Below are 23,765 nucleotides of genomic sequence, written 5' to 3'. Positions count from 1 at the left end.
GTGAGGAACTAAATGCCAAAGATTGTTATACCATTAAATGAAGTAAAAGAAGGAATGAAAGTAGCTAGCAATATATATAATAGTGATGATAAAAGAATTGTAGATATTGGAACTATTATTACAAAAGATATTATAGAAACTTTAAAAAGAAATTCTATCACTACAGTTAGTGTAATGGAGCTTTTGGATTTAAAAAAAGAAAATACTGTTAATACTTCCGGAGACAGTAGAAAACCTGTACTAAGAGGTATAATGGAAGAAGATGGAAAGAAAATACTAAAAATAGATAGTCAGGAAGTTGTAAAAAGACAGGAAGCTACTATAGAAAGAACTAAATCATTATATGAAACAGCCAAAAAAGGTGGAGGAATAGATTTTGATTCTATGAAAAAGGAAGTAAACAATATGCTTTCCTCTATTGTAGAAAATAAGGATGCCCATTCATATCTTTCTATGTTAAAAAGAAAAGATGAGACTATGTATAAACATGCAGTTGATGTAGCAACATTAGCAGCTATTACGGCAGGCGAATTGAATCTTACTAAAGTAGATATGGCCAATATTATGCTTGGTGCTTTAGTTCATGACATAGGAAAAGTGCTTATACAGGAAAGTCTTCTTACAAAAGTTAATCTTACAAAAGAAGAAGAAGCTATACTAAAAAAACATCCTACCCAGGGTTATAAATTGGTCAAAAGAGATAACTTAGATGATAACATAGCTGATATTGTATTAGAACATCATGAAAAATATGATGGAAGTGGATATCCTTTTCAAAAAGACAATAAAGATATAAGTTTATATAGTAAAATAGTATCTATTTGCAATACTTTTAATAATTTAATAACTAAAGGCGAACATGGTATTCCATGTACTCCGGATAAAGCCGTTAAAATTATCATATCTTTGGCTAAAAAAGATTTTGACAGCGATGTTGTAAAAGCATTTCAAAAGGCTGTAGGATTTTACCCTAATAATACAAGAGTAAAACTTTCAAATGGTTCTATAGCAAGAGTTATAGAACAAAATCCAAATTTGCCTTTAAGACCTGTATTATCTATTGTTAAGCATCTCGATGGTACAGTTAGTGATGGATTAGAGGTTGTTGATTTATCTACATCTAATGATTTGTTTATAAAAGAAATAATGTAATAATCAATATTTTAATTTTTGCTTTTTAGATAAAAGACGCACTAAATATTTTAATTCATATCTTGAATAATAATCTTTTACCATAGTAACGCCTCTTTTATTAAAGAAAGAAAAATAATGATATTTCTCTAGTGTGGATAAAAGTTTTGAAAAATGTTCTTTTTCTAATCTAAAAGCCGAAGAAACTTCTTCCAAAGAATATAATTTCTCTTCATCTTTGAAGTATTTATTTAAAAACTTATTTGATTTTACTCTTATACAAATATTATCAATAATTATTTTTGCTATTAAAACTATAATAAATAATATTAATGGATATTGTATTATTTTGGGCATTATCAATTAGTTTGATTAAACAAAATTAAGTTCATAAATATTTCACCCAATTCTGTTTTATAATTTATAGATAATATTTTATCATTTTCCTTTTCAAGCATGGACATTTGCTCACTCATAAGTATTGCAGGAGGAGTCATATCCAAATCTATATGTTTTGTTGATAAGTCATTAATAGCACTTCCAGCAACCATATTAACGAATTCTTTAATAGTTGCAATAAATATATCATCTATTGTAGTTATAGATTCCATATTAAGAGCTGAAGCCAATTTAAAAGCAGTAGCTTTACTCATATTAAACATAAGCCTTCCGCTTAAATCTCCTGTAATACCAACGAATACTATAACACCGCCTACATGATTTGCGTTTCTGTATATTCTCACATCACCTTTTCCAACTTTTGAATTGAAATAACTTTTTAATATAATTACTGTACCTTTGCTGAAAGCATTTACTACATCTAAATCAAACATATAATAACACCATATAATTTATTTTTGTTAATAATAATCGGAAATAAATATAATATTTTTAATAGTATATAACTATTATGTAAATATTCAAGTAAAAAATATAATTATTACATATTAATTAATAGAAATCTTGACTACAAATAAAAAGAATGATATCATTAAATAAATTTATATAGTTATATAAAATAGTAACCGATAATATTATGAGAGATAGAATACTTTGTTTATCTTTTACATTATTTATATTTGTATTTGGTATGTTTATAAATATTTTTTATGTTGCTAAAAATACAAATAATGAGTTAATTACTATTACAGTAAAAGGAGCTGTTGTTAATCAGGGAGTATATTTTTGTAAATATGGCATTTCAGTGTCTGAAATTTTAGAAATTTGCGGAGGAATGACTGAATTGGGTTTTTTACCGGTAGGATTCGATTATAATATGCCAATAACTAATGATACCACGATTAATATACAAAAAAGATATTCAACTATAAGAAAAAATTATGAAGAGAATTGATAGTGGAAAAAGAGTTCGCTAGTATTTTTGAAAATAATAAAGACATCCATCTTGATGAATATGAAATAAATAAGCTTCTAGAAAGAGCTATAGAAATTAATGAAAATGAATTTCCTGTTATATCTATAGGTAATTCTGATAAAGAAACTCCAAAAATAAATGGTACAATAACTACAAAAGAATACGAAGAAAAAGAAAATTCTGTAAATATTAATGATTATTTAGGAGCAGGAGATAAAGAAGAATCAGAAATAACTAATAATGCTTATTCAGAAGAAGAAAATAAAAATTATAAAAACCTTCAAGAAACTTTAAGCTTGTCAGAAAACGATATTGAAGTGGCAGGTGAAATAGTTGATTCTGAAATAGATATGTCAAGGTTATTTCCAGATAATTCTGATAAAGAAGAAATTGAAGTTCATAATGAAGAAGAAGCAAAAGAAACTTCAGAATTAACCGAAGAACAATCTGAAATAATAAATAATATATATTCTAAAGAAGAAAGTGATATACATAAGAAATCTGAAGAGGAATCTTTGGAGGGTTATGAATTAAGTAATATTGAAACTGTTGAAGATTTTAGCTTAGATGAAAGCTTTAAAAATGGGAATTCTTTAGAATATAATAATGAAGAAGAAAATGTAGAAAATTCTGAAGATGATAGCATAAGTTCAGATGATGATTTAAATAGTCTAGAAGATAACTTAAAAGAGTTGTCAGATGATATAAAAGGTCACAATAAGTCAATAGAAGATATAGATATAGAAGAGTTAATTGGTGAAGAAAATTCTCTTAATATAGAAGATATTAAGGATGAAAGTATACGTTTAGCTGAATCTGATTTAAATAATTTAGAAGATACTCTAAAAGACTTACCAAATGATTCAAATAATAATGGAGAAAATAATTTCTCTGATAAAGATATTAATATAGAAGATTTAATTGGTTTAGGAAATGTTCAAAATATAGAAGACGATAATGAAGAAGAATACCTAGATGATGATGCTTCAAAAGAAGAATCAAATTTAGATATGAGGGAATATACAGAAGAAGAACTTCTTGATGTTAATAATATATTAGACGATGAATTAGAATCAGAAACTAATGATTTATCTGCTTTTAAAAATCTTGAAAATATAGAAGAAACTATTGACGAACAATTATCAGAAGATAATAATGAAGAAGAATATCTAGATGATGATGCTTCAAAAGAAGAATCAAATTTAGATATGAGAGAATATACAGAAGAAGAACTTCTTGATATTAATAATATAGAAGAAGATGAAAAAATAGTTGATGAAGGTTTATCCGCTTTAGAAGAGCTCGAAGATATAGAAGAAATTATCGAAGATCATTCAAAAGAAAGTACTGAAGAGTCATTAGTAGAAGAAGAAACAATCAATTTAGAAGAATCTTCTTTGAATGAATCAGAAACTGAAAGTTCTGCAGAGGAATTAAATAAAGAAGATGAAAAAATAGTTGATGAAGGTTTATCCGCTTTAGAAGAGCTCGAAGATATAGAAGAATCAATTCCTGAAAATAATAATGAATTGTCATTGGATAAATATACATTAATAGAATTAGAGGATGGAACTAAAGTAAAAAGAACTTCTTATGCTAAAGATAATATAGATGTAGAAGATGCTGTATTTTCTGATGAACAAAATTATGTTGTTCAGCATATATATTCTGAAGAGCAAGATATTCTTATGAAAGAAGTATCTGAGAAAGATGCTCTTACAGAAGAAGAATTAGAAACTCTTGATTGTGTTGAAGAATTTGATTTGAGTGCTTTTTTTAATAATCAACCAGTCAATAATGATAAAGAGTTAAATGAAAATAATGAAGAAGAAAATATTGTAATAGTTGATGAAGAAATAGAAGTACCTGACTTAGATGATGATAATTCTGTAGTTATTGATAATGACGATTCGTTAGCAATAAATGATGATCTAGAATTACCTGAAATAGATGATGAAGAACCAAAAGAAATAGATTTAATAAAAGAAGATAATTTAAAAGAAGATGAAATCAATATACAATATAATGATAGAAACGTTATAGTTCCTGATATAGATAATGTTGATTATATAGACGAATCTAATTATATAAGTGAAATAGATAATGATGATGATGTAATACAATTATCAGGTAATGAACTTGATTTAATAACTAAAGATGTTGAAATTAATGATATTAAATCAGAATCATCAAAAGAAGAAGATATTACAGATGATTACAGAGAAAATAATTATACTATATCAGAAATATCTGACGAAGAGTTAGAAGAAATAGATGATGGTTATGTAAATGAAAATGAAGAAGATATCATAGATGATTACAGAGAAAATAATTATACTATATCAGAAATATCTGACGAAGAGTTAGAAGAAATAGATGATGGTTATGTAAATGAAAATGAAGAAGATATCATAGATGATTACAGAGAAAATAATTATACTATATCAGAAATATCTGACGAAGAGTTAGAAGAAATAGATGATGGTTATGTAAATGAAAATGAAGAAGATATCATAGATGATTACAGAGAAAATAATTATACTATATCAGAAATATCTGACGAAGAGTTAGAAGAAATAGATGATGGTTATGTAAATGAAAATGAAGAAGATATCATAGATGATTACAGAGAAAATAATTATACTATGTCAGAAATATCTGATGAAGAGTTAGAAGAAATAGATGATGGTTATGTAAATGAAAATGAAGAAGATATCATAGATGATTACAGAGAAAATAATTATACTATGTCAGAAATATCTGACGAAGAGTTAGAAGAAATAGATGATGGTTATGTAAATGAAAATGAAGAAGATATCATAGATGATTACAGAGAAAATAATTATACTATGTCAGAAATATCTGACGAAGAGTTAGAAGAAATAAAAGATAGTATATTAGAATCAACTTCTGAGTTAGAAACAGAAGAATTAAAAGAAGAAGATACATCAGAATCAATAGAGGAATCAATTTCAGAATCACAGGAAGAGGAACCAGAAGAAGGATCTATTGAATTAATAGAAGAGACAGAAATAAAAGTAGAAGAATTATCAGAACCAACAAGTGAAGTAAAAGAAGAAGAGATATCAGAATCAATAGAGGAATCAACTTCAGAATCACAGGAAGAGGAACCAGAAGAAGGATCTCCTGAATTAACAGAAGAAACAGAAATAAAAGTAGAAGAATTATCAGAACCAACAAGTGAAATAAAAGAAGAAGAGATATCAGAATCAATAGAGGAATCAACTTCAGAATCACAGGAAGAGGAACCAGAAGAAGGATCTATTGAATTAATAGAAGAGACAGAAATAAAAGTAGAAGAATTATCAGAACCAACAAGTGAAATAAAAGAAGAAGAGATATCAGAATCAATAGAGGAATCAACTTCAGAATCACAGGAAGAGGAACCAGAAGAAGGATCTATTGAATTAATAGAAGAGACAGAAATAAAAGTAGAAGAAGTATCAGAGCCAATAAGTGAAGTAAAAGAAGAAGATGCATCAGAATCAATAGAAGAAGTAGAAGATAAAACATTGGATCAATCAGAAGAGTCAAGTTCTGAATTAGAACCTCAAGAAATAATTAATAATGAGGAAGATTTAACAGAAGAAGATAAATCTATGATAGAAAACTATCTAGATAAAGTGGATGTCTTATCAGAGGATTTAACAGAAGAAGAAAAAGAACAATATCAAAGTTATTTATATAATACCACAGAACCTCAATCAGAAGATAAAGAAGAAAAATCATTTGCAGAATCAGATGAAAAATTAAAAGAAGAATCATCTTCTGAAATACGAGAAGAAATAGAAAAAGGTGCATCAGAGCCAACAAGTGAAGTAAAAGAAGAAGAACCATCAGAATTAACTAATGATTATATATCTAAGATGCATGATGAATATCTTAGAAGTCAGGCATCAAATGATAATCAAAATAATTCAAATGATGACTACATATCTAAATTCAAGAAGATGAATGAAGAGTATGTAGAAAGTCATAAGCAAGATGAAATACCACAGGAAAAATCATCAGAGCCAACAGGTGAAGTAAAAGAAGAACCATCAGAATTAACTAATGATTATATATCTAAGATGCATGATGAATATCTTAGAAGTCAGGCATCAAATGATAATCAAAATAATTCAAATGATGACTACATATCTAAATTTAAAAAGATGAATGAAGAGTATGTAGAAAGTCATAAGCAAGATGAAATACCACAGGAAAAATCATCAGAGCCAACAGGTGAAGTAAAAGAAGAACCATCAGAATTAACTAATGATTATATATCTAAGATGCATGATGAATATCTTAGAAGGCAGGCAACAAATGATAATCAAGATAATTCAAATGATGACTACATATCTAAATTTAAAAAGATGAATGAAGAGTATGTAGAAAGTCATAAGCAAGATGAAATACCACATGAAAAATCATCAGAGCCAACAAGTGAAGTAAAAGAAGAAGAACCATCAGAATTAACTAATGATTATATATCTAAGATGCATGATGAATATCTTAGAAGTCAGGCATCAAATGATAATCAAAATAATTCAAATGATGACTACATATCTAAATTTAAAAAGATGAATGAAGAGTATGTAGAAAGTCATAAGCAAGATGAAATACCACAGGAAAAATCATCAGAGCCAACAGGTGAAGTAAAAGAAGAAGAAATATCAGAACCTGAAGAAAAAGCTGAATTAGTAGAAGAACAAAAAGAAGAAGATCATACACCTGAAACAGAGGAAGAAATAAAAGAAGAATTATCTGAAACTGCTGAGGAATCAGAAGAAGAAGAAATCATTAATAATGAAGATGACTTGACAGATGAAGATAAATCAATGATAGAAGGCTATCTAGATAAAGTAGATGCTTCTTCAGAAGATTTAACTGATGAAGAAAAAGAATTATATCAAAGCTATCTATCTAATACAGCAGAAGAGATAGAAAGTAAAGATGAATCTTCAGAATTAGATCCAGAGGAAGAAATAAAATCAGAAGAAGCAGCAGAACCAACAAATGAAATAAAAGAAGAAGAAATATCAGAACCTGAAGAAAAATCTGAATTAGTAGAAGAACAAAAAGAAGAAGATCATACACCAGAAACAGAGGAAGAAATAAAAGAAGAATTATCTGAAACTGCTGAAGAAGTAGAAGAAGAAATCATTAATAATGAAGATGACTTAACAGATGAAGATAAATCAATGATAGAAGGCTATCTAGATAAAGTAGATGCTTCTTCAGAAGATTTAACTGATGAAGAAAAAGAATTATATCAAAGTTATCTATCTAATACAGCAGAAGAAACAGAAAGTAAAGATGAATCTTCAGAATTAGATCCAGAGGAAGAAATAAAATCAGAAGAAGCAGCAGAACCAACAAATGAAATAAAAGAAGAAGAAATATCAGAACCTGAAGAAAAATCTGAATTAGTAGAAGAACAAAAAGAAGAAGATCATACACCAGAAACAGAGGAAGAAATAAAAGAAGAATTATCTGAAACTGCTGAAGAAGTAGAAGAAGAAATCATTAATAATGAAGATGACTTAACAGATGAAGATAAATCAATGATAGAAGGCTATCTAGATAAAGTAGATGCTTCTTCAGAAGATTTAACTGATGAAGAAAAAGAATTATATCAAAGCTATCTATCTAATACAGCAGAAGAGATAGAAAGTAAAGATGAATCTTCAGAATTAGATCCAGAGGAAGAAATAAAAGAAGAATTATCAGAATCTGTTGAGGAAGTAGAAGAAGAAATCATTAATAATGAAGATGACTTAACAGATGAAGATAAATCAATGATAGAAGGCTATCTAGATAAAGTAGATGCTTCTTCAGAAGATTTAACTGACGAAGAAAAAGAATTATATCAGAACTATTTATCTAATTCTGAATCTCAAGAATTAGAGAATAAAGAAGAAGAAATATCAGAGCCTGAAGAAAAATCTGAATTAGCAGAAGAGCAAAAAGAAGAAGATCATACACCTGAAACAGAGGAAGAAATAAAAGAAGAATTATCAGAATCTGCTGAGGAATCAGAAGAAGAAGAAATCATTAATAATGAAGATGACTTGACAGATGAAGATAAATCAATGATAGAAGGTTATCTAGATAAAGTAGATGCTTCTTCAGAAGATTTAACTGATGAAGAAAAAGAATTATATCAAAACTATTTATCTAATTCTGAATCTCAAGAATCAGAGAGTAAAGAAGAAGAAATATCAGAACCTGAAGAAAAATCTGAATTAGTAGAAGAACAAAAAGAAGAATTATCAGAATCTGCTGAGGAATCAGAAGAAGAAATCATTAATAATGAAGATGACTTGACAGATGAAGATAAATCAATGATAGAAGGCTATCTAGATAAAGTAGATGCTTCTTCAGAAGATTTAACTGATGAAGAAAAAGAATTATATCAAAACTATTTATCTAATTCCGAAACTCAAGAAGAAAAGCTCGATGAAGAAGAATTGAATAGCGAAGATAATGAATTACAAGAAGAAGTTAGCGATGAAGAATTAGAAGATCTTGTATATATAAATAATGTTCAAATAGATGAAATAAGAGATTCTGATGTCAATATGCTTGAAAATATTATTAAAGGCAATGATGAAGACGGCGTAGAGCTTATAAGAATAGACGATAAAATAAATGATAATAATAATAATCAAGAAGATAATACTAAAGCTAAATCTTTAGAAAATTTTGATTCTATGGAAGAGCTTTTAAATAAGGAGACTAATATGTCTGAAGAAAAAGAATTAGAAACTATTGAGAAAGAAAATTTAGATGAGAATGTAGCGGTTGAAGAAGAATTTAGTTTAGGTGATGACAATGAACCTATACTAATGGAAGATGAAAAGCATGCAGAAGATGATGAAGAAGATTTTGACGGAGAAATTACTCAATCTGATCTAGATTATGCTATTAAATTATTTGAATCTGAAGAGTCTAATGGAAATACTAATGAGTATAGTTCTAAACAAGATATACTATTATCAGAAAATGAAATTAATAAGTTTAAAAAACTCTTTGGATATTTCAAAAATATTGTAGAAAAAATGTCTCCTGAAGATTTAAACGATTTTTCAAAAACAGAGTTCTATGATATGTATTCATCTTTATTCAGAAAATTTGGTGATTAAAATTAATTTTTTCTCAAATAAAAAAAGGGACCTTAATAAGTCCCTTTTTTATTATTCAATATATTTTAATTTCTATCTTTTAGAAGAACTAAATCTTCACCTTCCAACTCTTTTACTCTTACAGACACATATTGATCCTGAGGTACATTAAGAGCAATTCCTACATAATTTGCAGATACAGGAAGTTCTCTTCCGAATCTATCAACTAATACTAATAATGCTACTTTTTTTGGTCTTCCATAATCAAATAAAGCATTAAGAGCCGCTCTAATTGTTCTTCCTGTATAAAGAACATCGTCAACAAGTAATATAGTTTTTCCTGTAATATCAAAAGGTATGTCAGTTTCTTTGATTTCTGGAAATTCAGAAAGGGAGGATAAGTCATCTCTATAAAGATTAATATCTATTGCTCCGATAGGTACTTCTTTATTTATCTTTTCTTCTAGAAGTTTTTTTAATCTTATACCTAAAAAATCACCTCTTCTTCTTATGCCAACAATAGCCAATTTTTCCATATCTTCTTTTTCAATGATTTCCGCAGCAAGTCTAGGGAGAACTTTTTCATATTCTTCAGCTTTTAGTAAAACTCTCATTTAATACTCCTTTGATATTTTAAGTTAATCGCTTTGTGAAGTTGTAATTAAGCAATTATGAAAATTATAACGATTATGATAAAAAAAATCAACATAATATTTTTTTACTTTTGCATAAAAAATATGTTAAGTGTTTTTTTACTTTACCGATATTATATATAAGGACAGTAAAAAAAGTTAAAGTTAACATAAGAGTTGCTAATTTTATTTTACTGTTATATAATTGTAAAATAACATATTAATTTAAGTGAGGAAATTATATGGCAGACGAAGAAAATTTAGATTTGGAAGAAGGCGAAGAGGAAGAACAAGCCGAAGCTGCACCAAAGAAAAAATTTGGTTTAAGCCCTATGATTGTAAAAATACTTATGGGAATTGCTGCCATTTTAGTTGTGGCTTTAATATCCGGGCTTATAGCATTTTTTGTATCTAAAAGTGTAGGAAAAGCTGCAGGCGTACAGGGCGGCGTAGTTGATGATATGGTAAAACAGCCACCACCATCAATCTATCGTATAGACCCTGAGTTTAACGTAAATACTGCAGATATGGATGTAGCAAGATATGTAAAAGTAAGTATTATATTAACTTATACTACTAATACTAAACAGCTTGCAGTAGAACTTCCAGAAAGATTCTATATGATAAGAGATAGAATTACTACTATACTTAGTTCTTATACTTATGATCAGTTGAGGACTAATGAGGGCAGAGAGCAATTAAAAGCTGATATTAAGCGGGAAATTAATAGTATGCTTAGAAATGGTCAAATAGATGGTATATTATTTGATAACTTCTTGTTAAGCTAATGCTAAAGAATGCTATTGAAAAAATTTATAAGAGAAGGATATTCGTATGACAGAAGTATTGTCACAAAGCGAAATAGATGCGTTATTAAGTGCTATATCATCAGGTGAAAGTTTAGATAATATTGATACTAAACGTGTAGAAGTAGAGCATAGAAAGATAAAGATATACGACTTTAAACGTCCCGATAAGTTTTCAAAAGACCAAATTAGAACGCTTCAGATGATGCATGAAAACTTTGCTCGTGTTACCACAACTTCATTATCTGCACAGTTAAGAACTTTAGTAGGTATTCACGTAGCAAGCGTAGATCAGCTTACTTATGAAGAGTTTATAAGAAGTGTTAGCAATCCTTCTACTTTGGCTATTGTAAGTATGGACCCTTTGAAAGGAAGTTCCATATTAGAGATTGACCCATCTATCACATTTACTATAATTGATAGATTGTTTGGAGGACCCGGTGAAAGTCCTAAGAATTTAAACAGAGAGCTTACAGATATTGAGTTATCAGTTATGGAAGGTATTATAGTAAGAATACTAGGTAACTTGAGAGAGGCTTGGTCGCAGGTAATAGATTTAAGACCGCGTTTGGGTTCTATAGAAACTAACCCTCAGTTTGCTCAAATGGTTAGTCCTAATGACATGGTTGTTTTAATTACTTTGGAAACTAAGGTAGCTGATGTTGAAGGTATGATGAACTTTTGTATACCATATATTACTATTGAGCCTATACTATCTAAGTTTTCAGCTCAATATTGGTATGCATCTATTAGAAGAGGCAGCACTAGCGAGAATTTAAAGATAATAAAAGAAAAATTACAAAATATATTTGTTGAAACTTCGGCGGAACTTGGATCTATGCAATTACCGCTATCAGACATTCTCAATCTTCAGAAAGGTGATGTTGTTAAGTTTACAGATACTAAGATTACAGATCCTGTCATATTCAAGATAGGAAACAGAAAGAAATTCTTATGTCGTCCTGGTATATCAGGCAGCAGAATGGCTGTACAGCTTACAGGTGTTATGGATGGAGAGGCTGATATAACCGAAGACGATTTATTAAAAGAGGAGGATTAAGGTTATGATGAGTGACGGTGCATTATCTCAAGACGAAATAGAAGCTTTGTTAAAAGGTGCCGATGAAGCTTTTGGAGGAGACACTGCTCCTAAAGCATCAAATAACGGAGGCGGAAATGTAGATAAACAGCTTTTCAATGAAGCTGCTAAAATGATAGCTGAGAATCAGGCTTTCTCATTATCTTCTATTTCTACAAAGACTGTATCTATCACTAATATTACAACTACAGTCGGAGATGTAAATAATTTACATCAAATGCTTTCCGGCAAAATGATAGAAGCTAAAGTAGGATATACAGGCTCTATTACAGGAAATGTTTATTACTTCATGGGAGAAAATGAAGCTTTAATAGTTGCTTCTCTTATGATGGGACAAAAAGAAGCAGCTTTGAATGATATGGTATCACAAGTATTGAAAGAGGCTTTCTCTCAAATGGTGGGAGTTTCCGACAGTGCTTTATCTTCAAGGTTTGGAGGAACTTTTACTAACTCTCCTATAGAAACTTCTATATTAGAGGATGCTTTCAGTATTAATATACCAGGTCCTTTAGCTATAGTAAGCGGTTCACTTTCTATTGAAGGTGAAGTGGAGAATGCTCCTTATGTATTTGCTTTAGAGCTTCCATTATTACAAAGCCTTATAGGTTCTGCATCTAATAATGCTGCAGCACCTTCTGCTGGAGGAAATACTTCAAATGCTGGAGCTTCTGCTAATAACTCTATGTCAGGACTTGTAGATAATCAAGCCTTTGATTCCGGTCCTCAATTAGGAGTACAGCATGCTGAGTTTAACTCTCTAATGCCTGCATCTGACGTACAAGGAACAGGAAATATCGGTCTGCTCATGGATGTAACCATGAATATGACTGTAGAGCTTGGTAGAGCTACTATGACTATTAGAGATATATTAGGACTTGGTGAAGGTTCTATTATAGAGCTTCAAAAATTAGCCGGTGAGCCTGTTGATTTGCTTGTTAATGGTAAGTTAATAGCAAAAGGTGAGGTTGTAGTAATAGATGAAAACTTCGGTGTTCGTGTTACTGATATTATCAATCCTATGGATAGACTTACTAATAAACCTAGATAATAAGTTAAAATAATTACCAATATAATGAAGCGGGAGTAATTTCCCGCTTTTTTATTATTTTTTTATAAATATAATTGAAATTATTGAATAAATATATATAATATAATCGATCATGTAATATAATAAATAATAAAAGTAAAATAATGAGTAGTGTAGACAATAAAAATTCTAATGGTATACCTTCTAATAACATCGGCCTATTGATGGATGTTACAATAAATGTAACAGTAGAATTAGGAAGAGCTCGTTTAAGCATTAAAGAGATATTAAGTCTTGGTGAAGGTTCTATTATAGAGCTTCAGAAACTAGCTGGTGAGCCTGTTGATTTGCTTGTTAATGGTAAATTAATAGCTAAAGGTGAAGTTGTAGTTATAGACGAATGTTTTGGAGTGAGAGTTACTGATATTGTTGATTCTGTATATAATACAGTTGCAGCAGATACTGAGAAAAAATAAATAATATATTTCCATTAATTCCATAATTTTTATATTCTGATAATTCAAATCTTTTTATAAAAAAATAATTTAGTTTTTCTTGACTTTTAATATATTATTACATATAATAATATTACTATAAATAAAAATTTAAGGAGTTTAGAATGTACACTTCATTCACCTGTATTTCAGGCCGTTCATATAATCATTCAAATATATGCTTTCAATTTTCTAAATTCTATAAATCTTCAAAACGTACCCTTTCAAAATCTAAGAAGTAATCTTTTTAATAATTCTAAAATTAATAAAAATAATATACATAGTAATGTTTTATATCTATATGGTATAACTGTTTTTTTATTGAGGTGTTTAAATAATGCAGGATAATATAATATCAGAAAATGCTCTTTCAGCTATGAAAGACTTTTTAATAGATTTAAGAAGAGATTTGCATGCCCATCCTGAACTTGGATTTCAAGAGTTTAGAACATCAGAAAAAATTTCTTCTATACTTGATTCATTAAATATAAAATATAAGAATAAAGTTGCTGAAACAGGAATAATAGCAGATATAGAAGGCGAAGATAAAGATTTTACTATAGCTTTTAGGGCAGATATGGACGCTTTGCCTATGGAAGATAAAAAAAACTGCTCTTATTCATCACAAAATAAGGGTAAATGTCATTCCTGCGGACATGATGTTCATACTGCGGTGCTTACAGGCGTATCAAAATATTTTTCGGAAATAAAGCCTCCTTGTAATATTAGGCTTATATATCAGCCTGCAGAGGAAACTACAGGCGGAGCTTTGCCTATGATAAATGAAAAAGCTTTAGATAATGTTAATGTTATTTATGGGCTTCATGTTCGTCCTGAAATAAATGTAGGACAAGTAAGTGTTACTTATGGAGCAATGTATGCTAGTTCTAATATGTTTGAAGTGCATATATATGGAAAATCTGCCCATGGAGCTAAATCATATAATGGTATAGATGCTATAGTAATTGCTGCTCATATTATAACTCAGCTTCATAGCTTTACTTCAGCTTTTACAGACGGAAGTATGAGGCTTCATATAGGAACTATAAACGGAGGAAGTGCTAATAATGTAGTGGCTGATAATGTTAAGATGGAAGGTATTATCAGAATGCTATGCGATGATGATACTAGAAACAAAAGATTAAGTATGATAGAAAATATAATTAACAATACAGCAAAAAGTTTTAATGCTGATGCAAAATTTGTTAATATTCCTTCATATCCTGCTTTGATTAATCATGATGATGCTGTTAATATAGTAAAAAATTCTGCTGAATCTTTTTTGGGTAAAGAAAATTGCCTGCTTGAAAAAGCTAATATGACAGCTGAAGATTTTAGTTATTATGTTCAAAGAGTAAAAGGAGCTTTCTTTAGTTTAGGAGTTTCTAATGAAAAAATCAATGCACCTATTCATAATGGTTTATTTGATATAGATGAAAATGCCATTAATATAGGGGTGAAAATGCAGATATTAAATGTTTATAATACATATAAAAATAAAGATAAGTTTATAAAGTAATATCATTATTTTGTTTTTACTATAGAAAAAAAAAGAAATACAATATATAATTAAAGGAGATTAATATGTCATTATTTGAGGGAGCTGGTGTAGCTTTAATAACACCATTTACGGAAGATAATCAAGTTAATTATGAAAAATTAGAAGAGTTAATTGAATTTCAAATAGCTAATAAAACAGATGCTATAATTGCAGCGGGTACTACAGCAGAAAGCGCTACTCTTACACCTGAAGAAAGAATGCAGGTTATTAAATTTTGTATAGAGCGTACAAAAAAAAGAACTATAGTTATAGCCGGTACAGGAACTAATAACACAGCATCAGCAGTAGAGTTCAGTAAAAAATCTTACGAGTATGGTGCTGATATGGTAATGGCTGTTACTCCGTATTATAATAAAGGTAATGAAAGCGGAATTATTGATTATTATACGAAAATAGCAAATAGTGTTAAATGTCCTGTGATTATATATAGTGTTCCTTCAAGAACAGGGGTAAAATTATCTCTTAATGTTATAAAAACATTGTCTGAGATTTCTAATATTTTGGGTATTAAGGAGGCAAGCGGTGATATTGGTTATGTTGCCGATATAGCTAATATTGCACCTAAGTTGGATTTATATTCTGGAAATGATGATATGGTAACTCCTATGATGGCTTTAGGTGCTAAAGGTGTTATATCTGTTACTAGTAATATTATTCCTAAAGAAAATCATGATATGGTTATGAATTTTCTTAATGGAAATGTAAATGAGGCTATCAAAGCTCAAATTAAATATATAGATTTAACAAGAGCTATGTTTATAGAAACTAATCCTGCTCCTATAAAAGAGGCTATGAATATTATTGGATTTAATGTTGGTGAATGCCGTTCTCCATTAGGTCCTTTGAGTGATAAAAATAGAGAGCATGTAATAAATATTATAAATAAATACGGATTAAAAAAATAATTTTATAAAAATTAAAAGGAGAAAAATATGAAAGTATTAATACATGGAACAGGAGTTATGAGCTCAATTTTAAAAGAAGTTATAGAAAAAGAAGGAGAATTAGAAATATCAGGTTTTGCTGATGATTTTACAAATGAAAAGGGAGATATTATTATAGATTTCTCTCATTTTTCAAGACTTCCTGCTATGATAGATTATAGTATTAAAAATAATATACCTATGGTTATATGTACTACAGGTTATGATGAAACTATGCTTGCTAAGATTGTTGAAGCTTCTACACATGTACCTATAGTATTATCATCTAATACTTGTATAGGAATAAATCTTATGAATGAGATAGTATCTAAAATAGCTCCTCAGCTTAGGAATTTTGATATTGAAATCATTGAAACACATCATAATAGAAAAGTTGACTCCCCAAGCGGAACAGCTAAAAGTTTATTCAATGTTATTAATGATGCTTTAGATAATGAAATGTTCTTAGTAAGCGGAAGAAGCGGTCTTCATGTAAGAGATAAAAAAGAAATAGGTATGCATTCTGTAAGAGGAGGATCTGTTGTAGGAGATCATAGTGTTATTTTTTATGGAGATGATGAAATTATAGAGATTAAGCACTCATCTACTTCTAGAAGAATTTTTGCTAATGGTGCTATTAAAGCTGCTAAATTCCTTGTAGGTAAAAAACCTGGTCTTTATAGAATGAAAGAGGTTTTAGCTTAATAAAAATTATAAATAACAAGTCGATAATGCTGTTAAAAATTATTATAGGAGAATACGGAAATGGATATGTTAGAAAAGTCAGAAGATATTATTGCTTACATTAAAAATTCTAAAAAGAAAACACCAGTTAAAATGTATATAAAAGGAAATTTAGCTGAAATAAAAACTAATGCTAAGGTATTTTCTTCAGGAAATTTTCATTTTGTAGTTGGAGATTATGAGGATATAAAAGCTATATTAGAAGGATATAAAGATTCCATAGAAGATTATTATTTGGAAAATGACAGAAGAAATTCTGGTGTTCCTACTTTAGATTATTTTAATGTTAATGCAAGAATCGAGCCGGGTGCTATAATCAGAGATAAAGTAACAATAGGTGATAATGCTGTTATTATGATGGGAGCTGTTATAAATATTGGTGCTGAAGTAGGAGAGGGTACTATGATAGATATGGGTGCTGTTTTAGGAGGACGTGCTATTGTAGGAAAGAATTGTCATGTAGGTGCTGGTGCTGTACTTGCAGGTGTTATTGAGCCTCCTTCTGCTAAACCTGTTATTGTAGAGGATAATGTTGTAATAGGTGCTAATGCAGTTATTATTGAAGGTGTTCATATTGGAAAGAATGCTGTAATAGGTGCTGGTGCTGTTGTTATAGAAGATGTTGAAGAAAATCAGGTGGTTGCTGGAAATCCTGCTAAAGTAGTAAAAACTAAAGATGAGAAAACTGCTGATAAAACTAAATTGGTAGATGATTTAAGAAAATAAAATAATTTCTTACAATAAATAATAATTGTAAAGCCTCTGTGTATACGGAGGCTTTTTTATTTCAAAATTTTAATTAATACTTATTACTTTATATTAAATTTATATAGCTAATTATATATTTTTTTATAAAAAATATTCCACTTTTTTATAATAGAAATTGACAAATTAAATATTTTTGGTAAAATATATTGATTATTATATATAATATTATTGTATATAATATTATATTTGAATGTATTAATTAAAAAAATATCTATGGAGAATCGTTATGGAACTCAATAAAAACATAGTTCAAGTGCCATATTCGCTTATAAGAGAACTTACCGAAAAAGCACAGAAAAAAGAAAATGCTATAATGCTTACAATAGGTGAACCTGATTTGCTGCCTCCTAAAGAATTAATTGAATACGGATGTGAGTATGCTAAAACTCACACTTTAGGATATACTCAATCAGGCGGAAGCGAACATATAAGAACATTGGTAGCTAATCATTATAATAAATATTATAATTCTGATATTAAAGCTGATAATGTAACTATGCATATTGGTTCTATGGAAGGTATTTCTTCTGTATTTAGAACTATTTTAAATATAGATGATGAAGTTATAATACCTACTCCTTTTTTTTCTCCTTATGAACAGTCTGTAAATCTTTCTTATGGTAAATGTGTATTTTTAGATACTAGACCTGATCATCTTGTAATTAAGCCTGAGGCAATAGAAAAAGTTATAACAAATAAAACTAAGGCTATACTTTTCAGTAATCCTGGAAACCCTTCAGGATATATGCTTAAAAAAGAAGAGATGGATGAGCTTGTTAAATATTTTGAAAAAAAAGATATATTTATAATAGCTGATGAAATATATTCTGCTATATCATTTTATCCTTTTACTTCATTTGCTTCTTATCCTTCTATAAAGGATAAAGTTATAGTGCTTAATGGTTTTTCTAAATCTCATTCTATGACAGGCTGGAGAATAGGATACAGTATATCTCCTGAATATGTTAGAAAATGTTTAGTTAATGCGAGTTTCAATAATGTAGGAAGTATGGTAACTCTTTCTTGTGCTATTGCTGAATATGCTTTAGAAAAATATCCTGTTATAGAGAGCTTCAGAGATATTTATAAAGAGCGTGCTTTCTTCCTAGCTAAAGAATTAACAGATTTAGGATTCGATGTAATAGAGCCCAGAGGAGCATTTTACTTATTTGTAGGATATGAGAAATTTTCTAAAGAGCCTTCACTTGATTTTGCTATGAGATTATTAGATGAAACAGGTGTTGCTGTAGTTCCTGGTATTGCTTTTGGAAGTGAGAATTACTTTAGAATAGCTTTGACTCAGGATATACCTTTATTGAAAGAGGCTGCTAAAAAGATTAGAGAATTCGTACATAAGTGATCATAAATTTATATTTGACGGCAGGAAGAATAGAAACTTCTTGCTGTTAAATTGTGATTAATTATCAAAAAATATATTTACAACAGCATTCGCATTTATTATACTTACAGGTCTTATATAATATTTAGTTTTTTCTAATACAATAAATCTATCTTTATCAACACTTGAATTTTTATAATTCATTATATATTTGATTCCATTTGAATGAATAGATGTGTATTTTACATTCAAAGTTAATCTTTCTTCATTATCTTCTTCATAGTGATTTATAATATCAAAATAAAGTACTTGATCTATTTTATCGAATTCCTGATTTTCTATTATTTGAAATTCAGCTATTATGATTTTTGCTCTGTCATTTTTATTGAAATAATCATATTTGAAATCTATATTTTTTATATCATCATAGTTTTTAGCAAATAGTTCTTCATTATTTTTAGAATATTTTATTTCTTTTAATAATGTATAATTCATTCTATCATTTAGAATAACTGAAGTAAATTTGCTTGATGATATTCTCTCTTCATCATTAACTTTATAATTTATAAATTTAAGTTTATATTTTGAAATTTCTTCTATAGATATATTATTTTCAAAGTGAATTTTTTTTCTATAATTGCTCCTTACATCATCATAAGAAGTCTTGGCATTATCATAAAAAGTAGGTATAACATAAGAAAAGAATGATAATTTTTTAGTATTTAAATTATAAAGATAAGCACTTGCTCCCAAATATCCTGTAGAAGAAATCCAAGGATAAGCACCTAAACCTAATAATTCAGCACTTTTTCTATTTATATATTTACTTCTATTTTCTCCTGTTAGAAGTTTTACAGTTCTATTATCATTGTTTTGTTTTGCTTTTTCTATATTTTTTATTGTATTATAAAGTCTTGAAAGTATAGCGAAAGTAAATAATTTATTAAATGATGCATGCTTATTTATCATAGAATCAATACTGTCGGCAATACTTCTAAACATCTTTGCCAATTCAGGCATATTTTTTACTTGAAGTTTTATACTTAATTGTTCTGCTATGTCAAAATCTTTTTCACTGCATGAATAAACTCCCTTTTCAAAAATATTTTCTATGTAGTCTTTTGAAAATTTTAAAATGTTTTCATCTATTTCTTTATCTTCTTCTTTAATTTCTTCAAGTGAATTGTACATCTGTTTGTATTTAAGTATTGCCATTATTTTATGAGCACAAAGAGAAGAATCTTTACAGGAACATACTGCCTTTTTTATACTGTCTTTTTTTGGAAAATAAATAATTACATTTTCTTCAGGTATATTTATTTCAAGCATTGCTTTTTCTTCTATATCCGCTTCAATATCATCATTAAATCTATCTAAAGCATATTCAAAATTTCTTTTTGTGCTTGATTTTTTTATTTCATCATAACTAATATTTTTTACTTCATCGAATGTATTATTTTGTATATCATCATTTATTTTTTCTATTTCTGTATTATTTTCTGCTGTATCGTTATTGCTTTCATTTTCTTTATTTTCTGTGTCTAAATGTTCTATATATAAAAGCGACATTATAATATGCTTACAAATATCTTTTGAAGGGCATGAACATTTACTTGATTTTATATCTTCATCATTAAGAATTACTTCTATTTTTTCGCCTGTATCTATAGTAACTTTTATTTTATCTTCAGCTTCTTCAATATGTATTTTTTCAGGGCTGTTATTTATAATATTATCAATATCTTTTATAGAACGATTATATATACCTTTATTTGTCAATGTAAGGAGAAAGTTCTCATTGATATATTGTTTTAAGTTATTAATTTTTTCAGTCATTATAAAGCCTAAACAATTTTGTGAATATGATATATTAAAATCAATATATTGTCAAAAGTGCGAGCCGCACCACCAACCCGCACGGTATCGCTTATCCTTATCAAATGCCAACTATACGTGCGGCTGATTACTTATTATTATACAAAAAACAAACAATTTATTTTACATATAAAACATACTTTCTAAAAAGGAATAGTATTTTATACTATTAATAAATCAAAATTACATTCATAAATAATTGAAAATTGACAAAATATAGTTGTTTAGGTATATACTAAAAATTTTTAAGTTTATAAAAAATTATTTTTATATTGTTATAAAACTTTTATATTGCAAATAAAAAAGAGCATACATCATAAACAATGCATACTCTTTTTATAATTTATAATTTTTTAAATTTTTAGTCTTTCTTGGTTTTCATAAATAGTATTAAAAGTCCGCTTGCTATGAAATTACTAGCATAAGTACCTACAACAACACCGCAGAAGAATGTGAATGCGAAATCATAAAGTATGAATCCTCCCCATATCATAATGGCAAGTGCAGCGAGTAGGGTAGAAATACTAGTAATGATTGTTCTTCCTACAACGTTATTCAAACTTATATTTACTATCTCTTTGAAAGGTTTCTTTGAATCAGCATTTTCTCTTATTCTGTCAAATACTACGATAATGTCGTTGATTGTATAACCTATCAAAGTAAGCATTGATGAAAGAACTAATACTGAAAACTCTTTATTTAAGAAAAGAAGTATACCGAATACTATAACAACATTATGTATAAGAGTAATTATAGCAGGAAAAGCATATCTATAATTAAATCTTATAGTAATATATATCATTATGATAATCCAAGATACGATTATCAAAATAAATGCCAATTTTAAATTGTCAGCAGATACTACACCGCTTATGATGTTGCTTCCTATTAGCTTAACTTTTTCCTGAGTATATTTATCATAAAGCACCTTCATAGCTCTGTCAGATTCTTCATTAGAACCTCTGAATCTTAAAAGAAAGGCATTTACATTATCAGCACCTTCAAGTTCCTGTATATTAACAGTTTCTGTTCCGAAATTATTATATAAAGCTCTTATTTCAGCAATATTAATTACTTCAGGATTATCTATCTGTACTTTTAATTCAACACCGCCTGCAAAGTCAATACCCATATTAAAGCTGTTTGTGGTAAGTTTGTTTATAAATAATGCAATAGAAGCTATAAACAATATAGATGATACCACAGCAGCTATAGGCATAATTTTAACAAACGGTATTTTATTTTTTGTCAAATCATTATTTTCTTTTTTTATATCTTCACTCATTTACGAAATCCTATTTATTTTTAAGAAGTTATATTAAATAAAGAAGAATCCTGCTTTCTTTACTATTTTAGTTCTTATAATCTCTTCATAGATATATCTTGTAATGAATACAGCTGTGAATAGGTTTATTAAAATACCGAAGAACAAAGTAATAGCAAAACCTTGTACAGGACCACTTCCGAATATCCAAAGTATTAAAGCTACAATTATAGTTGTAATGTTGGAGTCAAATATTGTCGCAAATGCTCTGTCATAACCAGATATAATAGCATCAGCAACACTAGATTTTACTTTTAACTCATCTTTTATACGCTCAAATATGATAACATTGGCATCAACAGCCATACCTATAGTAAGAATAAGTCCGGCTATACCAGGCAATGTTAAAGTAAATCTTAAAGGTGATAATACTGCTATAATGAGTACAACGTTTACAAGCATCGCAATAGTTGATAAAACTCCTGATACTCTATATACAGCTATCATAAATACAGCAACTAAAACAGCAGCCATAAGTAATGCAGTAGCTCCAGCTTTAACAGAGTCAGCACCTATAGACTGTCCTACAACTTCTTCTTCTACAATGCTAACATTAAGAGGTAAAGCTCCTTCTTTTAATATTCTAGCTAAGTCCTGAGCTTCTTCTAAAGTGAATCTTCCTGTGATAACACCTCTTCCGCCTCTTATCTCATCATTAATATTAGGAGCACTTATAACTTTATCATCTAATACTATAGCAAGCATTCTATTTTTATTTTGTGCAGTAACTTCAGCGAATTGAGTAGATCCTTCGGCATTAAGTTCAAATTCTACAGTAACCTCTCCGAATTGACCGCCGCCTACCTGAGCATTGATTAAAGCACTTCCCTCTAATGAAGGTTCTTTATTAACAATAACAGGAGCTCCCCTTACTCTTCTTCCAAAATCATCTTTCTCGCTATAGAAATAAAGCTGTTTTCCATATTCAGGTACTTTAGCTGTATTAGTGAATACTCCCATAAGCATATCATTAGTAGTTAAAGTAGCTGTAGCTTGTTCATCAACCAAATTGAAAGTTAAAGCTCCCTGACTAAGTACTACACTTTTTATTCTGTCAGGGTCTCTTGCACCAGGAAGTTCAACAACTACTCTGTCTTCTCCCTGCTTTCTTATACCTACTTCACTTACTCCAAATTGGTCTATTCTTCCTCTAAGTCTTGATATAAGTCTTTCCATAGCATCATTTTTCTCTTCAGCTGTAAGAGATGAAACTGTTCTGTCCAATCTGTTTGCATACTCTTCAAAATCAGCCTGAAGTACTATCCTTATACCGCCTTGTAAGTCCAAACCCATATTTACAGATTCGCTTCTTAAACGTTTAAGGGATTGAACATTATCTATTTGTTCTTTAGTATATCCTTTAGCTATCATTTCATCTAAAGACATATTACTTTCTTCTTTCTTTTCATCAGATGTGAAAAAATACCATCTCACTGTAGGAGTAATAAACCAAGCCATTACACCAAGTCCTAAAATGATGAATGCTAGTCTTAAATTATGACTCATATTATACTATCCTATTATTATATTTTTAGTT

The 23,765-nt window shown here is 28.7% G+C and carries 18 protein-coding genes; 12 read left to right on the top strand and 6 right to left on the bottom strand.

The window, feature by feature from the left end:
• The first annotated feature begins 12 nt into the window (after window positions 1-12).
• Window positions 13-1,152 carry an HD-GYP domain-containing protein gene (locus BRSU_RS10715; protein WP_048595355.1) on the top strand — a complete coding sequence of 380 codons (1,140 nt, stop codon included), beginning with the start codon at window positions 13-15 and terminating at the stop codon, window positions 1,150-1,152.
• 3 nt (window positions 1,153-1,155) lie between these two features.
• Here BRSU_RS10715 and BRSU_RS10710 read toward each other — a convergent pair whose 3' ends face one another.
• Both BRSU_RS10710 and BRSU_RS10705 read right to left on the bottom strand, forming a co-directional pair.
• Entirely contained in the window at window positions 1,156-1,488 is a 333-nt protein-coding gene (locus BRSU_RS10710) for a hypothetical protein (protein WP_048595354.1), read from the bottom strand.
• 2 nt (window positions 1,489-1,490) lie between these two features.
• Window positions 1,491-1,964, bottom strand: a complete 474-nt coding sequence (locus BRSU_RS10705; protein ID WP_048595353.1) for a chemotaxis protein CheX — start codon at window positions 1,962-1,964, stop codon at window positions 1,491-1,493.
• Window positions 1,965-2,167: 203 nt separating this feature from the next.
• On the opposite strand from BRSU_RS10705, the gene BRSU_RS10700 reads away from it, so the two are divergent.
• Both BRSU_RS10700 and BRSU_RS14500 read left to right on the top strand, forming a co-directional pair.
• A complete protein-coding gene (locus BRSU_RS10700) occupies window positions 2,168-2,485 on the top strand; it encodes a hypothetical protein (protein WP_048595352.1) in 318 nt (105 codons plus the stop codon).
• Window positions 2,486-2,487: 2 nt separating this feature from the next.
• Window positions 2,488-9,657, top strand: a complete 7,170-nt coding sequence (locus tag BRSU_RS14500; RefSeq protein WP_048595351.1) for a hypothetical protein — start codon at window positions 2,488-2,490, stop codon at window positions 9,655-9,657.
• 65 nt (window positions 9,658-9,722) lie between these two features.
• Here the strand turns inward: BRSU_RS14500 and pyrR are convergent, their stop codons facing one another.
• Window positions 9,723-10,250, bottom strand: a complete 528-nt coding sequence (gene pyrR, locus BRSU_RS10690; protein WP_048595350.1) for a bifunctional pyr operon transcriptional regulator/uracil phosphoribosyltransferase PyrR — start codon at window positions 10,248-10,250, stop codon at window positions 9,723-9,725.
• A 260-nt stretch (window positions 10,251-10,510) separates the two neighbouring features.
• On the opposite strand from pyrR, the gene BRSU_RS10685 reads away from it, so the two are divergent.
• From BRSU_RS10685 to BRSU_RS10645, 9 genes are all read left to right on the top strand, one after another.
• A complete protein-coding gene (locus tag BRSU_RS10685) occupies window positions 10,511-11,056 on the top strand; it encodes a flagellar basal body-associated FliL family protein (RefSeq protein ID WP_012670913.1) in 546 nt (181 codons plus the stop codon).
• Between the two features lie 46 nt (window positions 11,057-11,102).
• Window positions 11,103-12,134, top strand: coding sequence for a flagellar motor switch protein FliM (gene fliM, locus BRSU_RS10680; protein WP_008722421.1), 1,032 nt, complete (start codon window positions 11,103-11,105; stop codon window positions 12,132-12,134).
• Between the two features lie 4 nt (window positions 12,135-12,138).
• Window positions 12,139-13,221: a flagellar motor switch protein FliN gene (gene fliN, locus BRSU_RS10675; protein WP_048595349.1), complete on the top strand. Its 1,083-nt coding sequence runs from the start codon at window positions 12,139-12,141 to the stop codon at window positions 13,219-13,221.
• Between the two features lie 143 nt (window positions 13,222-13,364).
• Complete coding sequence (gene fliN / locus BRSU_RS10670; RefSeq protein WP_048595348.1) at window positions 13,365-13,676, top strand: flagellar motor switch protein FliN; 312 nt, start codon at window positions 13,365-13,367, stop codon at window positions 13,674-13,676.
• Between the two features lie 355 nt (window positions 13,677-14,031).
• Window positions 14,032-15,213 carry a M20 metallopeptidase family protein gene (locus BRSU_RS10665; RefSeq protein WP_048595347.1) on the top strand — a complete coding sequence of 394 codons (1,182 nt, stop codon included), beginning with the start codon at window positions 14,032-14,034 and terminating at the stop codon, window positions 15,211-15,213.
• A gap of 65 nt (window positions 15,214-15,278) precedes the next feature.
• Window positions 15,279-16,160 (top strand): 4-hydroxy-tetrahydrodipicolinate synthase, encoded by an 882-nt coding sequence (gene dapA, locus BRSU_RS10660; protein WP_048595346.1) that lies wholly within the window; start codon window positions 15,279-15,281, stop codon window positions 16,158-16,160.
• A gap of 27 nt (window positions 16,161-16,187) precedes the next feature.
• Window positions 16,188-16,883 carry a 4-hydroxy-tetrahydrodipicolinate reductase gene (gene dapB / locus BRSU_RS10655; RefSeq protein ID WP_048595345.1) on the top strand — a complete coding sequence of 232 codons (696 nt, stop codon included), beginning with the start codon at window positions 16,188-16,190 and terminating at the stop codon, window positions 16,881-16,883.
• Window positions 16,884-16,943: 60 nt separating this feature from the next.
• Window positions 16,944-17,648, top strand: coding sequence for a 2,3,4,5-tetrahydropyridine-2,6-dicarboxylate N-acetyltransferase (gene dapD / locus BRSU_RS10650; protein ID WP_048595344.1), 705 nt, complete (start codon window positions 16,944-16,946; stop codon window positions 17,646-17,648).
• Between the two features lie 268 nt (window positions 17,649-17,916).
• Window positions 17,917-19,050 (top strand): pyridoxal phosphate-dependent aminotransferase, encoded by a 1,134-nt coding sequence (locus BRSU_RS10645; RefSeq protein WP_048595343.1) that lies wholly within the window; start codon window positions 17,917-17,919, stop codon window positions 19,048-19,050.
• A gap of 57 nt (window positions 19,051-19,107) precedes the next feature.
• On the opposite strand, the gene BRSU_RS10640 is transcribed toward BRSU_RS10645, so the two are convergent.
• The 3 genes from BRSU_RS10640 to secD all read right to left on the bottom strand — a co-directional run bounded on the left by BRSU_RS10640 (window position 19,108) and on the right by secD (window position 23,734).
• Window positions 19,108-20,865, bottom strand: a complete 1,758-nt coding sequence (locus BRSU_RS10640) for an SWIM zinc finger family protein (protein WP_048595342.1) — start codon at window positions 20,863-20,865, stop codon at window positions 19,108-19,110.
• Window positions 20,866-21,265: 400 nt separating this feature from the next.
• Window positions 21,266-22,189, bottom strand: coding sequence for a protein translocase subunit SecF (gene secF, locus BRSU_RS10635; RefSeq protein WP_048595341.1), 924 nt, complete (start codon window positions 22,187-22,189; stop codon window positions 21,266-21,268).
• A 33-nt stretch (window positions 22,190-22,222) separates the two neighbouring features.
• On the bottom strand, window positions 22,223-23,734 hold the full coding sequence (gene secD / locus BRSU_RS10630) for a protein translocase subunit SecD (protein WP_048595340.1): 1,512 nt from the start codon (window positions 23,732-23,734) through the stop codon (window positions 22,223-22,225).
• Window positions 23,735-23,765: the final 31 nt, after the last annotated feature.

The organism is Brachyspira suanatina (genome assembly GCF_001049755.1).
Lineage (GTDB): Bacteria > Spirochaetota > Brachyspiria > Brachyspirales > Brachyspiraceae > Brachyspira > Brachyspira suanatina.
The sequence above is the reverse complement of the archived record's forward strand: the minus strand, read 5'-3'. Positions and strand labels throughout refer to the sequence as shown.